The 16725-nt window shown below is 45.2% G+C and carries 14 protein-coding genes and 1 pseudogene; 8 read left to right on the top strand and 7 right to left on the bottom strand.

The features are described 5' to 3' along the window. The first annotated feature begins 13 nt into the window (after positions 1–13). Positions 14–1756, top strand: coding sequence for a PTS fructose transporter subunit IIBC (gene fruA / locus M4S28_RS24480; RefSeq protein WP_249633117.1), 1743 nt, complete (start codon positions 14–16; stop codon positions 1754–1756). A 153-nt stretch (positions 1757–1909) separates the two neighbouring features. On the opposite strand, the pseudogene M4S28_RS24485 reads toward fruA, so the two are convergent. From M4S28_RS24485 to M4S28_RS24500, 4 genes and pseudogenes are all read right to left on the bottom strand, one after another. Beyond that, a pseudogene (locus M4S28_RS24485) lies at positions 1910–2946 on the bottom strand (helix-turn-helix domain-containing protein). Continuing rightward, positions 2943–6146, bottom strand: a complete 3204-nt coding sequence (locus M4S28_RS24490) for an efflux RND transporter permease subunit (protein WP_249633119.1) — start codon at positions 6144–6146, stop codon at positions 2943–2945. Before M4S28_RS24490 ends, M4S28_RS24485 begins: the two are co-directional and overlap by 4 nt. Continuing rightward, a complete protein-coding gene (locus M4S28_RS24495) occupies positions 6143–7321 on the bottom strand; it encodes an efflux RND transporter periplasmic adaptor subunit (RefSeq protein WP_249633120.1) in 1179 nt (392 codons plus the stop codon). The genes M4S28_RS24490 and M4S28_RS24495 overlap by 4 nt, the downstream gene beginning before the upstream one ends. Continuing rightward, entirely contained in the window at positions 7311–8198 is an 888-nt protein-coding gene (locus M4S28_RS24500; protein WP_249633121.1) for an ABC transporter six-transmembrane domain-containing protein, read from the bottom strand. Before M4S28_RS24500 ends, M4S28_RS24495 begins: the two co-directional genes overlap by 11 nt. Before the next feature lie 194 nt (positions 8199–8392). On the opposite strand from M4S28_RS24500, the gene M4S28_RS24505 reads away from it, so the two are divergent. The 5 genes from M4S28_RS24505 to M4S28_RS24525 all read left to right on the top strand — a co-directional run bounded on the left by M4S28_RS24505 (position 8393) and on the right by M4S28_RS24525 (position 12191). Next, positions 8393–9055 (top strand): hypothetical protein, encoded by a 663-nt coding sequence (locus tag M4S28_RS24505; RefSeq protein ID WP_249633122.1) that lies wholly within the window; start codon positions 8393–8395, stop codon positions 9053–9055. 11 nt (positions 9056–9066) lie between these two features. After that, positions 9067–9978: a sterol desaturase family protein gene (locus tag M4S28_RS24510; RefSeq protein WP_249633123.1), complete on the top strand. Its 912-nt coding sequence runs from the start codon at positions 9067–9069 to the stop codon at positions 9976–9978. 8 nt (positions 9979–9986) lie between these two features. After that, positions 9987–10658, top strand: a complete 672-nt coding sequence (locus tag M4S28_RS24515; RefSeq protein WP_249633124.1) for a response regulator transcription factor — start codon at positions 9987–9989, stop codon at positions 10656–10658. Further along, a complete protein-coding gene (locus tag M4S28_RS24520) occupies positions 10658–11950 on the top strand; it encodes a sensor histidine kinase (RefSeq protein ID WP_249633125.1) in 1293 nt (430 codons plus the stop codon). Before M4S28_RS24515 ends, M4S28_RS24520 begins: the two co-directional genes overlap by 1 nt. 88 nt (positions 11951–12038) lie before the next feature. After that, on the top strand, positions 12039–12191 hold the full coding sequence (locus M4S28_RS24525; protein WP_017089600.1) for a hypothetical protein: 153 nt from the start codon (positions 12039–12041) through the stop codon (positions 12189–12191). 110 nt (positions 12192–12301) lie between these two features. On the opposite strand, the gene M4S28_RS24530 is transcribed toward M4S28_RS24525, so the two are convergent. Then, positions 12302–12625 (bottom strand): DOPA 4,5-dioxygenase family protein, encoded by a 324-nt coding sequence (locus M4S28_RS24530; RefSeq protein ID WP_012600903.1) that lies wholly within the window; start codon positions 12623–12625, stop codon positions 12302–12304. A gap of 182 nt (positions 12626–12807) precedes the next feature. Continuing rightward, positions 12808–13665, bottom strand: coding sequence for a glutathione-dependent disulfide-bond oxidoreductase (gene yghU, locus M4S28_RS24535; RefSeq protein ID WP_249633126.1), 858 nt, complete (start codon positions 13663–13665; stop codon positions 12808–12810). 275 nt (positions 13666–13940) lie between these two features. On the opposite strand from yghU, the gene M4S28_RS24540 reads away from it, so the two are divergent. Then, entirely contained in the window at positions 13941–14285 is a 345-nt protein-coding gene (locus M4S28_RS24540; protein ID WP_004730279.1) for a YajD family HNH nuclease, read from the top strand. A gap of 189 nt (positions 14286–14474) precedes the next feature. Here M4S28_RS24540 and M4S28_RS24545 read toward each other — a convergent pair whose 3' ends face one another. Continuing rightward, positions 14475–14855, bottom strand: a complete 381-nt coding sequence (locus M4S28_RS24545) for a hypothetical protein (RefSeq protein ID WP_017079766.1) — start codon at positions 14853–14855, stop codon at positions 14475–14477. A 594-nt stretch (positions 14856–15449) separates the two neighbouring features. Here M4S28_RS24545 and M4S28_RS24550 point away from each other — a divergent pair. Continuing rightward, complete coding sequence (locus M4S28_RS24550) at positions 15450–16688, top strand: L-lactate MFS transporter (protein WP_017079765.1); 1239 nt, start codon at positions 15450–15452, stop codon at positions 16686–16688. The last annotated feature ends 37 nt before the right edge of the window (positions 16689–16725 follow it).

Here is a 16725-nt window from a genome sequence, read left to right on the forward strand (position 1 = left end):
CAAAAGGTTTATTATGAATATTACCATTATCACAGCTTGCCCTAGTGGCGTAGCAAACAGCATCATCGCCGCAGGCTTATTAGAGCAAGCGACAAAAGCACTGGGTTGGAACGCCGCTATTGAATGTCAATCAAGCGTGCTACCAGACTCAACCGTATCGCAAGACACTATCGATAGCAGCGACGTTGTGGTTATCGCAGCCAACACCAACGTTGATAAAGCGCGCTTTGTCGGCAAGAAAGTATACCAAGCGGCTATCTCTGAATGCACAGCAGATGCAAAAGCATTTCTTGAGAAAGCGGCAGCAGAAGCAACAGTATTAGACGCTTCTCAAGTTGAAAAAACAGTTGCGGTCACTGGCAATTCACCAGCGACGGGCAGCAAAAAGATCGTAGCGATTACCGCTTGCCCAACTGGTGTTGCACACACCTTTATGGCAGCTGAAGCGCTTGAAGCAGAAGGCAAACGCCTAGGTCACCAAATTAAAGTGGAAACTCGCGGCTCTGTAGGCGCGAAGAACCAACTGACTGACCAAGAAATCGCAGACGCTGATCTTGTTATCATCGCAGCAGACATCGACGTTCCACTGGATCGTTTTAACGGCAAAGCGCTATACAAGACAACGACAAGTCCTGCTTTGAAGAAAACAAAGCAAGAGATGGAAAAGGCGTTCGCAGAAGCTAAACCATACCAACACACAGCATCTTCTAATTCAGCGCCTGCTGACGAGAAGAAAGGCGTGTACAAACATCTAATGACGGGTGTTTCTCACATGCTTCCAGTAGTTGTTGCCGGTGGTTTGATCATTGCACTATCTTTCGTATTCGGTATCGAAGCGTTTAAAGAAGAAGGCACTTTAGCAGCAGCACTGATGACTATCGGTGGTGGTTCTGCATTCGCACTGATGATTCCTGTTCTTGCTGGTTTCATTGCATTCTCAATTGCTGACCGTCCGGGTCTGGCTCCAGGTCTAATCGGCGGTATGTTGGCTAGCTCAACGGGCGCAGGTTTCCTAGGAGGTATCGCAGCAGGTTTCATTGCCGGTTACGCAGCGAAATTCATTGCCGACAAGGTTCAACTTCCACAATCCATGGAAGCCCTCAAGCCGATTCTGATCATTCCGTTTATTGCGAGTTTGTTCACTGGTCTTGTGATGGTTTACATCGTGGGTGGCCCTGTATCTGGCGTGATGAGCGCAATGACGACTTTCCTAAACAACATGGGAACGTCTAATGCGATTCTTCTGGGTGTGATTCTAGGCGCTATGATGTGTTTCGACCTTGGTGGTCCGGTAAACAAAGCGGCTTACACATTCGGTGTTGGTCTACTGGCTTCGCAAACTTACGCACCAATGGCAGCAATCATGGCAGCAGGTATGGTTCCAGCTCTAGGTATGGGCCTTGCGACTTTCCTAGTGAAAGACAAGTTTGAAGCAGGCGAGCGTGAAGCGGGTAAAGCATCATTCGTTCTTGGCCTATGTTTCATCTCTGAAGGTGCAATCCCATTCGCAGCGAAAGATCCAATGCGTGTTATCCCAGCTTGTATGGCAGGTGGTGCACTAACTGGTGCTCTATCAATGATGTTTGGCGCACAGCTAATGGCTCCACACGGCGGCTTGTTCGTACTACTAATTCCTGGTGCTATCTCTCCAGTGCTTATGTACCTAGTGGCGATTGCAGCAGGTACGGCAGTAACAGGCTTTGGTTACGCAGCTCTTAAAAAGATGAGCAGCGATAAAGTAACAGCAGAAGCTTAATCCCCCTACTCTGTTTAACGGTTAAACCCGTCGAACAGGGGCTCTTGATAACCGGTTTCTTGGTAAACGGTTCCTTGAAATAAAACAAAGGCTCCTCATTTGAGGAGCCTTTTTATTGGAATTAGCTAGCAAACTGAAACGCTCGGTCTGGTGTTACTTTTCTAATGTCGCTAAAACGGGCAACTGGAATGAAAACGTCACGCCTTCGACATCATCCGTGTCGATCTGGCGAATCATCTCTACCAAATAACCTTGCACATCTAACTTCAAACCTTGTTGTTCAACCGCCTTAAACAGAGCTTCTAACGCTGTGCTGTACGCCACATCCGAAACCAGATAAACGTCGCTGCATAAGTAGTAGCCTTCAGGAATGGTCATATCGTAACGATCTTTCGCGACTTGCCAATTTCCGATTTCAGCGTCGATGTCGTCCCACTTATTATTCATTTGCTTGATCGGCGTGGTGCCCATCAAATGCGTCGATTTCTGACCATAGATTTCAAATACCGTGTCCCAATCAGGATCTTCCAGTTTAAGCTTTTGCATGCCGCGTTCTGGATACCAAACCAGCTCGGTCGGCATAGATTTAACTAGCTCTTTCTCCATCGAAGACTGCACACCTGGATGTGCCAACTTCTGGATGAAGTCTGCCGTTTCCTTAGGCGTCGCGTTGTAGCCCATTTCTCGAATATGTTTTGCAGTAACACCAAGCTCGCGCTTAAGCGCCTTACCTAATGACTGTGACGATGAGTAGCCACAATACTGAGCAATTTCAATCACGCTCCACGGCTCATCGTTGATCAACAAACCCACCGCGATTTGTAACCGAACTCGGCTTAGATACTGACCCGGAGTTTCGTTAAACAACTCAGTAAACTGACGATGAAAGTGGTATGGCGAAATCGCGCTCTCTGTTGCGATTTCTTCCCACGTACGACGTTCACCCCACTCTTCATGCATCAAGGTCAATGCATGCGTAAAGCGTTTTTGAAGGTGCTCTGGCAAAGATTCAATCAATGCAAGCTCTGGAACCAGTTTAAAGGCAGGCTCTGAATGCAAAGCAGGTTTGTTCTCTTGCGTCATACAGTCTTGGTCTCAGGTACATTGGTTTTAGTCGTACTGTCGGTTAGCTTCGCCGAACTGGATAGCTCGGCTTCACTATCGTCTTTGTCCTTTATAAAATCAATCACGAGCGATCCAAAGTGAGTTCTTCTAATGAATCTTGTTTATGTGCTTCTTGTTCGATTAAATCTTTTTCATCTAGTTCTTTTTCAACCAACGGAGGCTTGCGGCAAAACAGGCCAAGCAACACGGGAATCAAAATCAGAGTTACCGCAGTGGCAAACAGTTCACCAAACACCAGTGAGACCGCAGCAGGTTTCAAGTATTGCGCCTGTTCAGCAGTTTCGCTTAGCAATGGCAACAATCCACACACCGTTGTAATGGTGGTCAAGAAAATCGCTCTCAAGCGGCTAGTACCCGCAATGACTAACGCTTGCTGTAACGGCACGCCTTGGCGATATTCAGCATTAAAACGTGTGATCAGCACCAACGAATCGTTAATCACGATGCCTGTCATGGCCATCATACCGAACATCGAAAGAATGCTGATGGGTAAGTCCATCAAGTAGTGACCAAAAATCGCACCTGCAAAGCCAAACGGTATCACGGCCATGATGATCATCGGCTGCCAGTAAGACTTCAAAGGCACCGCCAACAAAATGTAGATCATGATGAGCGTCAGTATCATCGCTGATTTGAAGCCGTTCGACACCTCACCGATTTCTTCAAATTCGCCGCCCGCTTTTATCGTCACACTCGGAAACTGTAAGTGCAGAGATTCAATCGTATCTTCGAGTTGCTCACGTGTTTTCTCTGGTGATTGCAGGTCTCGGTTCTGCTTCCAATACAGGTTAATCACTTGCTCTCGGTCGCGGCGGTAAACCACTTGCGGTTCTTGCTCATGACGAAACTCGGCAATATCACCCATCATCACGCTTCCGCCATTAGGTAACATGATAATTGCCTGTTGTAGCTGAGCTAAGGTTCTGCGTTCCTCTCTCGGGTATTGCAGAAGCACCTTGGTCTCTTGCCCATTTTCTAACAGGCGATGAACTTCTCTTTCGCCAAACGCTTCACCTGCTAGCTGAGCCAGTTTCGCTTGCGTTAACCCAAGTTGCTGACCATATTGATTCAATACCAAGCGAACTTGCGGCAAACCATCCTGACCGTCGTCGTAGACATCTGAAACACCTTTCAACGACGCTAAAGCATCTGCTAGCTGTTCACTGACACTAGAAGCAAGCTCACGATCATTGGAAGAGATCGTTAAGAATGTTCCACCTGCTGGCTCTTCTGCCGCGCTGAACTTAACCGAATAAGCGCCTTCTATTTGGCCTGTGTTTTCTCTCCATCGCTTCAATAATAAATTACCCGGCAATGAGCTTAAGGATTCGTTGGTGAGCTCAGCTGTGACTTCAATTTCGCCATAGCCATCAGACCAGGCAAGTAGGTTAACAACAGGCTTTTCTTGTAATGGGTAATCGTCCATCAAACCTTTTTCAACTTGTGTCATTGCTTGCTCTACTTGCAACAAGGCTTCGCGCTGTAAAGGCAACGGCGCGCCATCTTCCAGTTCAATAACCGCGGTGATGTAACGCCCCGGAATTTCAGGGAACAATGCACTGCGAATCGCACCGTTAGACCACATGCTATAAGCCAGTGAGATAACCGCAACAAACCCAAGTAAGGACGCAACTTTGTAGCCAAGTGCAAACTCCAATACTGGCTTGTAGATGTTGAGGTTAAACCACTGCAGTCCGCCTTGAGCAGCATTCTGAACCTTGGCGAACAAACCCGTTGATGGTTTTTTCACAGAAAGCTGAGCCAAGTGTGACGGCAAAATAAACTTGCTTTCGATAAGCGAGAATATCAGCGCAAAGATCACCACAGCTGAAAACCCAGCCAATACTTTGGCTAGCTCGTTATTAATCCATAACATTGGAGAAAACGCTGCGATGGTTGTCAGCACACCAAACACGGTTGCCACTGATACAGAATGAACACCCTGCCAAGCGGCTATCTTTCCGTTTATATCAGAGGGGCCGTTTACCTTTGAGAAACCATTTATGCTTAAATTCCCAGAGCTGATGCAGTTACCCGTCCGTTTTTCATGTATCGCTTCACCTACAACAACCGCATCATCCACCAGCACACCGAGTACCAAGATAAACCCAAACAGAGTGATGTCGTTGATGCTGTAGTTGAACAACTGCATTGCTGCCAACGTTCCAGTCAGCGCAATTGGAATGCCCATCGCGACCCAAAAGGCGAGCCTGATTTCAAGAAAGATCCCAAGTAGAACGACAACGATCAATAACCCTTGCCATGCATTCTCACTCAAACGAAATAGCTGTTCTTCAATGTAAGGTGCCATGTCGGCGATGGTATTCAGCTCAATATCCGACGGCAAAATCGCGCGTTGGGCATCAAGCGTTTCACTTATCGCTTCGCTGACTTTAAGTAGGTTGTCGGTTTGGCTCGTACTGACCAATAATGCGATAGCGTTAGAGCCGTTGTTACGCACGATAGAACCACTGTATTGGTAACCTCGGCTTAACTTGGCGATATCACCCAGCAGTATTTTCCCGTTGCTTCCTGAAATCACGACAAGCTGATTCAACTTCTGTAAATCATCGGCGTAACCGTCACCACGAATCCCCATTCGACCTTTGTCACTGATCAGTTCACCGCTACGAGTCTCAAGCGAACGCTGCTCAACGAGCTCTGCGAGATCTTCTAAGCTCAACCCTAACGCTTTCAGTTGGTTAGGATCGGGCTCGATAACCAGTTGAGATGTGCGAGTTCCCCAATTTGATACTTTCGAGATACGTGGATTCTTCTTCAGTGCTTGTTCAAGTTGCTTAGCGATAGGTTGCAGTTCGTCATCGGTTCTTGGCCCCGAGACCACCACAAACGCCGCTAAATTGGTAAATTCGTTACGCACAACTTGTGGCCTGTCCGCTTGTACGGGAAAACCATTAATCGCGTTGACTTGATTACGAATATCGTCCAGAAGCTTGTCTAAATCTGTGCTACTGGTTTTACGGACCATGACCTGAGACATCCCAGCACTCGACTGACTAGTGATCTGTTTGATGCCTGCAACACCACTGATTGACTCTTCGATTCGCTGCGTCACACTCTCATCGATCTGTTGCGCCGTACCGCCAGGGTAAGTAACGCTGATACTGATGGAAGAAGGAGCGATTTGTGGGAACGACTCGACACGCAATTGTCCGAACGCAAGCACACCACTGATAACAATCGCCATCATCAACAAATTGGCAGCAACAGGGTTATTGATAAACCATTTGGTCATCCAACTCATTGGTTTACCTCCTCAATCTGTTCATCATCAGATTGGCTCGCGATCATGGATTCTGAACTATCATCTTGATAAAAGTTAGGCTCGACTTGCTTACCAATTAACATTGAAGAAAGCGGATATTGCACCACTCTGCGAACCTGTTCACTTTGCTGATTAAACCGAATATCGAGCACCTGATTACCTTGCCCAATCAGGGATACCGACTCTTTACGTAGACGATCATTGTTGTCTAACGTCCACACATACCCGTCTCGTGTCATCGCACTTAAAGGTACGCTGACTACGTTGTCTTTCAGCCCCAGATTAACCACAGCCTGAACCTGTTGATTTGGAAACAACCTTGCCTTGCTTTGATAAGGCGCCTCAACCGAAAGCACGACTTGTCTTTGACGGGTGACCGAGTCAACTTGCGGCGACACATAGCGCACTTTGGCAGGCCACTGATTCCCAGAACGACTCACTACTGTGATACTCGGCTCAGTCAGTGCGGCTTGAACTTGTTGCCAATGCATTTCAGAAATAGGCAACTCGATATCAATCGAATCACTGGCAGCCAATTCAAAAGTCACTTGCCCCGCCTCTATCCACTCTCTCGGGCTGATATGGCGCTTCATGATCACTGCATCAAAGGGCGCAGTAATCACTGATTCTTCCAACAACTTCTGTGCGCTCAGGTAAGCCTGTTTTGCTTGTGTGAGATTAGCTTTCGCTGCAAGTAATTGAGGCTCTCTACGAGCAAAAGACGAACTCGTTTTCGGGTTCAGCATTTTTAACGCGACCGTTTGCTCATGCTTAGCTTGCTTCAATTCCAATTCTGCTTGTTTCAATAAGCTCAACGCCTGAGCCAAGTTCGCATCAACTGCGCTAGTATCTAACCTTGCCAACACATCGCCTTTGTTAACCAAATTCCCCGGTTCAACGCTTTCATCTAGCCATTTTAATTGTGCGCTGCTGGACGCTTTCAACTGCACAGGCCAACGCGCAGCAGTTACACCTAATATCGTTAGCGTCGATTGATGCTGTGATGGTGTCACCTCTAACACTGAAACTGGGGCAAGGACGGCTTCTTTCTTAACTGGCTGGGTAACTTCAGGTTCCAATTCATCAACGACAACCAACGCGATAAAGATGGCTGCGCAGCCGACTAATACAGAAAGTGGCTTTTTAAATTTCATGAGGTATCTCCTTGGTAACCTGTTGAATGGAGGTGTGATTAAGGCGCTGACTGATTTCAGTGAGACGAGAAAGGGTTTGTAATGTGATTGGTAACATTACTGCGGTTTCAACAAACTCCAGTGAATAGGTAACGATAGAAAAGACCTGCCCTGCGGTCGGCTCTGTCAGCTGACCCACCATCCATAAGTTGCCGATGACCGCGCCAAACAACACGATAAAAATCAGCCCATAGACAACAGCTTCGGTATCAGACAGCTTGATTTCACACTGCTTTAGGCGCTCAAAGTGCCAACGAAGTGCAGATAAACGAACGCCGCTCAGCAATTTCACCTGCTGCTCTACTTGATCGTTAAATTGGCCGTTAAGCCGAGTAAAGGTTCGGTGGAACACACCATAGATAACCAGCATCGACAGCCCTGCAAACAACATGCAAAACGCCAATGAGAAGTGAAACGTTGAGAGGATAACCACCGTCGCGACCAACTGAACTACCGCCGTCATCAAAGTAGGTAAATCATCTTCTAAAAAATCAACCAGCTCACGAGACATGGTTAGCCGCGCATCTTTGGTCGAAATAGATAAACCGCGCAGGTTACGCTCAACAAGGTTTGCTAGTTTTACGCGAATAGCACCATACACACGGGTATCGTAAAAACGGCGAACGACACTGATGCTCACCAGTACAAAAAGAATCAGTGCCAACATCATCAAAGGCTGAAAGCTTTGGTTTAGCACGCCGTCTATGGCGTAACCAATAAACAGTGGCAGCAGAATAAGCATCACGTTTTCAGCCAATACCATTAACCAAGTCGCGGCGATCTTTAATGGATTAAGCCGAATAATCGTCAGCAGTGAGATGGGATATTTGAATAGCATTATTGAGCCCATAAATGAATATGCCGCCAGTATTACCAATCCGACATGGAAAAAAGTGTCCCAGATTGCTGTATTATCAATTTAGGCAATCGACGGATTCGCTGTTGACCACTAAAAAGCGAGCTCGGTTACCTTTTGTTTACCTCGCCTCCTTTACTGTCCTTGATAAGAAAAATGAACAACAAGGAAAGAGCATGAAATTATTCGCTTCATTACTCACGACAGTCGGTATTACTGGTCTTGTCTGGGGGGTATTACATATTCAACCTGCGATTGCGGATGCATCGACAGAGCAGCCAATTAATTCAACAGCACAGCCAATTAAAAAGGCATCAACAGCTGAAACGGCAGTAACTCAATCAGCAATAGCTCAGTCAGAAGCAACTAAGCCCGTAGCTAAAAAACCACAAGTCACTGCAAACACGACTTTTTTGCAAGGCTTAAGCAAGACTATTTCATTAGATGACGTGCCAGAGTTATGGGGGACTTTCTATCAGAACCTTGAAACGAACGCAGCAAATAACGAAGACGTCGCAAAGCAACAAGGTCAGCAACAGCAAGTCGTTGTGATCTATCAAGACATCAACTCCGATTTCAGCGAAGCGACGGTCACTATTGGCTTTCCTACCAAGCTAAAGAAATTAAATAAAAACAAATCTTTAATTGAGATCCCAAGTAAAACAAAAGGCACTCTGCTACTCAGTAAAGGTGAACATACTGAACAGGAACTAGCACAAGCTTGGGAAGGTATCGCGATTTTAAAAGAAGTGGACATGATTATAGAGCACCACCAACTCAATCAGCATGGGTTGCCAGATTCTAGCGAGTTATACGTCTATTATAAGAACAACCAGTAAAGGATTTAGTTATGGATTTCACTTTGGATAGCATTGGGAGCTTTCTCTCTCAAACATTCACAGAAACAAGCATCATCCTTACCGAGACTTGGGTCGATGACAACTTTCTACTGCTTGCTCTGGCTCTGTTTATCTTTGAGCTTATCCGCTATGCCTTTAAGAAAAAGCTCAGCTGGAACATGTTGGGTGATAGTGCGACGAACTTAGCCACACTATTTTTCTTATTGGTGACTGTTTTCTTTGTCGGGTTAGCCTATATCGGCGCTTTTGTTTACGCTTTCGAGAACTTTAGCCTAACTCAACTGCCGATAACAGGTTGGACTATTCTTGGTTGTTTGATCTTGGCTGATTTAGCATACTATTGGGAGCATCGCTTCCTACACAGCAACGGTTTCGCATGGGGAACCCACTCAGTTCACCATAGCTCGCCTTACTTTAACATTTCGGTCGCCTATCGCTTTGGGCCGTTAGATTGGTTATTCCCATTCTTCTTTTATCTGCCACTCATTTTGCTTGGCTTTAACCCATTTGTTGTCCTGATGTGTGAAACATTTGTTCAACTGTTCCAAACGCTATTGCACACTGAAACCGTTAGACGACTGCCTCGCCCTGTCGAAGCGGTGTTTAATACGCCTTCACACCACAGAGTCCATCATGCGACCAACAAACAGTATCTTGATAAAAACTATGCGGGAATACTGATCATTTGGGATCGCATGTTCGGTACTTTTGCCAAAGAAGAGCAAGAAGTCACCTATGGCGTCATTCCTAGAATCAACTCTGTGAACCCATTTAAGGTATATTTCCACGGCTACGTTAAACTGTGCCAACAGTTATGGCATGCGCCAAATTGGAACTATCGATTACAACTTCTTATTCAGCCGCCTATATGGGCTTGGAAAAGAGAACGAGAAACAAAATAAGGACACTTATGAGTATTAACGCCCTGTTGATTGAAGACGACAGCGACTTGGCAGAAGCCATTGCAGACTATATGGAACTCGACGGTTTCGAATTCGATTTTGCTTACAATGGCAGTGCTGGGCTGAACCTTGCGTTAGAGGGGCGTTATGACATCATCTTAACGGACATCAATATGCCTAAAATGGATGGGCTCGATGTCTGTCAATCTCTTCGACAGCAAGGCGTGACCACTCCAATTCTCATGTTGACCGCAAGAGACACGCTACAAGACAAGATCGCTGGGTTCGAAGTAGGTTCGGATGACTATCTAGTGAAGCCTTTTGCGATGGAAGAGCTGAAAGTACGGTTGATGGCGTTAGTACGTCGCGCTCAAGGCTCCGTGACTTCATTGTCTGTCGCAGATCTCAAACTGGACTTAGACAAGCACCAAGCGGTTAGAGACGGCAAGCTATTGAAGCTCTCTCCGGTCTGTTGGCGAATGCTCGTGATGCTAGTGCGAAACAGCCCTAACGTGGTGAGCAAAGCCAAGCTTGAAGAAGCATGGGAAGATGAAATGCCAAGTTCGGATAGTATGAAAGCGCATTTGTTTAAGCTTCGCCAAGTAGTTGATGCGCCCTTTAATTCAAAGCTAATTCATACCGTACACGGCATCGGTGTCGTATTGCACGAGGAGCCATAATGAAACAGGCGACGATGAATCGGGTCAGCATTAAACGTGATATCTACCTCTACTTATTTGGCATCGTTGTGTTGCTCACCGCCATCTACAGTTTGATGGTGTCTCAAAGCTACCAAATTGGCCTCAATGAATCGGCAAAGTATGGATTCCTGTATGAATTAGAAGTCGCAGAACAACATTACCTCGAAACAGGGCAATTACCGCACTATCAAAACCCAACGTTTCAAGCATTTCTAAACAACTCAGATGTGCCAACTAAGTTTCAACAGGCCTTTGACTGGAAAGCATTTCAGAATGACGCTATTTATGAACGCTACGCACCTTCATCGAACAGTGAGTCAGGGCAATATCTCTACGCCGCCAAGCATAAGATTTCAGGTGGAGAAGAAGTTTTGTACATCATTTCTGAATACGATGAAGCGATTTACTTGAACTTATTCGAGCAGAGCCCACCCGATTCCGTGAACCAAATTAACAATGCTTTCATTGCCATTGGCGCACTCTTGCTCTTGGTATTCTTGATTATTCGTTTGCTAATACACAGAGTCACCAAACCGATTATTACGCTATCAAAATGGTCTGAATCTCTGAATGTGGACAAGACTGAAGGGCTAACTCAGTTTCGATATAAAGAAATCGACCAATTAGCATCGCGACTTGTTAAAAGCGTACAAGGCGAACGACAGGCCAATGAGCGTGAGAGCTTTTTCTTAAGAGCAGCCAGCCACGAGTTAAGAACACCGATTGCCACCATTTCAGCCAGTGGCGATATGTTAGTCCGGTTGTCTGAAAGCATTCCCAACAGCGGTCAACGTGCCGTAGCGCGAATCCAACGTTCAGCCACCAGCATGAAAGCCTTGGTAACAACTCTGTTGTGGATGAGTCGTAATAGCGAAATGGAAACCAACTACGAACAAATCAAGCTAGAGCCCCTGCTCAATAACATTATCGAAAGCCAACGTTATCTTTTAAAAAACAAAGAAGTAGACATTCAAACCAAGGTTGAGCAAAAAGCACATACCCTGCCCCGCGAATTAACTGAGGTTGTGATCACCAACTTAATCCGAAATGCATTCCAACATGGTGGTAGCGGAGATATCAGCATCACACTGACAGAACATCAATTTGAGGTAATCAACCGTTTGGAAGATGAAAACATGGCAAACGACTCTAAACAGCAAACCTCTTTTGGTATCGGCCTAGAGCTTATTGATCGCGTTTGTCGGAACCAAGGTTGGCAGTTTACTCATGAAACTCACAACAATGAGTTCATCGTTAAAGTCATGCTGTAGCGATTTAACCAAATGGTTATTGGATGGTGACCAAAAGTTTACCCTAGCTTGGTTATGCTAGTCGCACAATCTAGTTAGGAGTAATATTATGGGCACTTGGATTTTAGAAACACTGTTGTGGGCTGTAGTAACCGTGGCGGTTTGTGTCGCGATTTGGGGACTGTACTTACCTAATATATTAATCGCATTAGGTGTGTCGATAGCAGTATCACTGTTACTGGGCAATAGCTGGAGAAGCTAGTTATTTAAGGAAGAACATAGTTCAAAACATAAGTGAGTATTGGCACACCCGACAGCAGCGATATTTACTAAGTACGTTGATTAGGTACGTACTGTCGGGCGCGAATTAAATTAGCTAGTCAGCGTTTCTTCAAAGACACCCAGTTCACGACCAAGCCATGTCGCTCTTACTGTGTGATCCAAAGTTTCTTCACCGCCAGTTACCGGGTGGATAAGCACCGACATATCACCGCGTTCTTGCTCAAGCCACTCAACAATACCCGACTCTTTGTTAGCAAAATGAATCTCAAACATTGGCATCTTATGCGGGCCAACCAAACGCTGTATTAATGGGAAAGTCTCTAACACATCTTTGCGTTCTGATAGGATCTTCTGACGCAGTGTTTCTGCTTGCTCTGCAAAGCGCAGAGGGAAATAGATATGACCGTGGTACATGGCACCATCCTTTAGAATTATGATGTTGCGATTTTATACCTAAACCGCCTTTAATAGCTAAATCTAAATAAGTGGACTTACTATGGAAAAAATCCGTAGGAACAAAAAACTAGAGTTTGAGTTAACGTTGGCCGCTAAAACAAACTCTAGAGATACTGGTGTCGACTATCGTTTTAAAATCACTACGGGCGTAGCTTTAAAACTCGGTCAATGTCTTCTGCGGAATGGCGCTCTGGTACTTGCTCCCACTCTTCGCCAAATGAACGGTTCACTACTCGACCGCGCTGAAAACCTTCACGCGCTTCTAATAGCTTCGCCCAACGAACAACATTGGTGTAAGACTCAACTTGTAAGAACTCTGCTGCGTCGTAAATTTTGCCAAGTACTAAGTTACCGTACCAAGGCCAAATTGCGATATCTGCAATAGTCAGCTCTTCTCCCGCAACAAAAGTGTTATTCGCTAACTGTTTGTCTAACACGTCTAGTTGACGCTTCGCTTCCATCGCAAAACGGTTTATTGGGTACTCTTGCTTCTCATCAGCGTAGGAATAAAAATGACCGAAGCCACCGCCAAGGAATGGTGCTGAACCTTGCGCCCAAAACAACCAGTTGATAGTTTGTGTTCTAGTCGCCCCCTCTTTAGGTAAGAAGTGACCAAATTTTTCAGCTAAGTGCATCAAGATAGACGCAGATTCAAAAACATTGACATCTTCATCGCCAGACTTATCAACAAGCGCTGGAATCTTCGAGTTTGGGTTTACACCAACAAAGCCAGAAGAGAACTGATCAGCCTCACCGATGTTGATCAGGTACGCATCATATTCAGCTTCTTTAACACCCGCCGCCAACAACTCTTCCAGCAAGATGGTGACTTTTTGACCGTTAGGTGTGCCAAGGGAATACAATTGAAAAGCATGGTCACCAACAGGAAGCTCTTTATCAAAGCGAGCACCAGATTCAGGACTATTGATATTTGCCCACTTGTTACCACCATCAGCATCGTTAACCCAAACTTTTGGCGGAGTGTATTGTTCTGACATGATATTTCCTTATTAATATAGGGTAGCTTTAACTGATATTAGGTCACGCTCCCTTGGTTAAAACCCCTAAATACAATTTCTTTTCAAACTGTTAAGCATGGCTTATTCCAGAAAGACATAACCTACTTTATGAGATAGCACACGTAAAAGATAAGTGCTCAATCAAACCTAAGCCCCATATCGGTTAGTACGACACGTGATTTAGTCACGACATTCCTACAGCTTCCAGAAAGCTGTGATAAAATCGGCAGATTACAATTGATAAGGATTTGGCAATGTCTTCAGATTACACAGGCTCGAGTGCAGCGTACGCTCGCCAAGAGAAAGGCTACCGCGAAAAAGCACTGAAACTGTACCCTTGGGTTTGTGGTAAATGTGCACGTGAATTTGTTTACTCAAATTTAAGAGAGCTGACCGTTCACCACGTGGATCACGACCATACAAACAACCCTGAAGATGGCAGCAACTGGGAACTACTATGCTTGTACTGTCACGATCATGAGCACTCAAAATACACGGATCATGACCGTTACGGTGTTGATGCAAAAGCCCGTTTAGACGACCATCAATCAGCAACGCACAATCCCTTTGCCGATCTAGCGAAGTTGATGAAGAAGTAACACGCGTTAAGAACTGTATTTGCTAGATGATAGCGGCTAGATGCTAGATAAATAACAAGAAACCCCAGTATGTCACCATACTGGGGTTTCTTTTATCTGCCTTATAGCTAGAGTTCACTCAAGTTAAGGCCAGATCAAAAAGAGCCTTCCGAAGAAAGCTCTTTTTAGAATTCTGTATTAGGTCTGCAATTAAGCTGCTGCTTCCTTGCGAGACTCTTCTACCTGCTTAGCGCGTTTTTTTAGCGTCAACTTATCGCGGTATGCAAACCAAACGTAAGACACAACCACTAAGAAGAACAGGTATGACAATGAGAAAATGAACGGCGATTGAATGATATCGTTCGAGATACCCCAAGAAACACCGACAACTGTCACTGCAATTTTCGCGAAAAAGCCACACATCAATAACATTAGAGCTAACTGTGGGAAACGCGTGCTACGGAAAGCTAACCAATAGCAACTACCCACTGCCAATGCAGCAATATAGAAGCCAAACAAGAAAGAGTGGATATGGTCAGCTGCCGCTACACCACCAGAAATTGACATCAATAGAATTAAAAACAGTTTCATAATACTCGCCTCGCCATAAGTTGGAAACGCATCCTTTCAAATTTGGAATCTCAGTTTGCGTACTATTTTCCCACTTTTTTTCAACAACACAACCCCTCCAATCGAACAAAATGTAAGCAAAGGTACCGCCAAAAACCACCTGCAACAACTGGTTAACATTTTGTTTTTAATAAAACACCGTTACTCCTTGTCTCATATGGACAAAGCTCCACTTCGATTTATTTTGTTACACAAAATTAACCTTAGAAAATAATTAAAATAATTCGTAACTCTGTGATATCCGCACGGAATACGTGGCAATTCAGAAATACTTATCGAAGAACACCTTAAAAAATAGGCTCGCCACGCTAAAAAGAACAAAACGGAAAGGTATTAAATACAATTGCAAAACCAATAAAAAACAACTTTTTAACAAGTTTGAGTTTATTTACCAAAAATGGAAAAAGAGATTCCAATCACATTTTTATTGGTTATAATCCGCGCTCTTTTGCGCTGTCTGTTGATAAACGCAAACTAATTTTGAAGAAACAATCACAATAACCCGTCTTTAGTTAAGTGGCTCACCACTAACCAACGACAAAACTGAGAATAAAAATGAGCAAGATTGATAAAGCATCACGTATCCTGCTAGCAGGCTTCTGTATCAACCTTTGTCTTGGCATCCTGTATGCTTGGAGTGTATTTAACAAGGCGCTAGTCACCGAAGCTGGTTGGAGTGCTGCTGAAGCATCTGCACCTTACGCTATTGCAACTATCACATTCTCTGTTTGTCTTCTTGTTGCAGGCATCCTACAAGACCGTATGGGTCCACGTAAGATCCTTATCTTAGGTACAGCGCTTACTGGCCTCGGTATGATTGCTTCTGGTTTCGCTACGACTCCTATGATGCTAAACCTAACGTTTGGCGTGATGACAGGTGCTGGTATCGGCTTCGGTTACGCATGTCTTTCGCCATCAGCAATGAAATGGTTCCATTCTTCTAAGAAAGGTATGGTTAACGGTCTAATCGCTGCAGGTTTTGGTCTGGCTGCTATTTACCTAGCACCACTCACTTCTGCGCTAATCGACAGCATGGGTATTCAAACAAGCTTTATGATTCTTGGTGCCGGCGTACTTGCGATTGCAGTACCTCTAGCAGCAACAATCAACAACCCACCAGCGGATTACACGCCAGCTGAGCCTAAAGTAAAAGCAGGCCAAGCACCTAAAGCAGTTAAGAAGACTGAAGACCTAACGTGGAAAGTAATGCTGAAGACTCCTCAGTTCTACTCTCTATGGATCATGTACGCATTTGCTGCTTCTGTTGGTCTTATGATCATCGGTAACATCACTACGATTGCTAGCGTTCAAGCGAACCTACCAAACGCAGTTTACCTAGCGTCTATCCTTGCTGTGTTCAACTCAGGCGGCCGTGTTGCTGCGGGTATGCTTGCAGATAAAATCGGTGGCGTACGTACTCTACTTCTAGCGTTCATCCTTCAAGGCGCGAACATGGCTCTATTCGCTACGTTCAACTCTGAATTCACGCTAATCATTGGTACGGCTATCGCAGCTGTTGGTTACGGTACGCTTCTAGCAGTATTCCCAACATTGACTGCTGAGTTCTACGGCCTGAAAAACTACGGTACTAACTACGGCGTGCTTTACACGGCATGGGGTATTGGCGGCGCTATCGGTGCAGCGGTTGTTGGTTACTCAATGACAAACGGCGAAGGTTACGGCCTAGCTTACACAATCTCTGCAGCTATGATGGCAGTGTGTATTGTTCTTGCAATCGTCACCAAGCCAATCTCTGAAGCTAAAGTTTCTGAACTAAAAGCATCTCAAGCTTAATCATCAGAAAAGATTGAATTTGTTACTGAAGAGCTTA

The organism is Vibrio sp. J383 (assembly GCF_023503985.1).
Taxonomy (GTDB): Bacteria; Pseudomonadota; Gammaproteobacteria; order Enterobacterales; family Vibrionaceae; genus Vibrio; species Vibrio splendidus.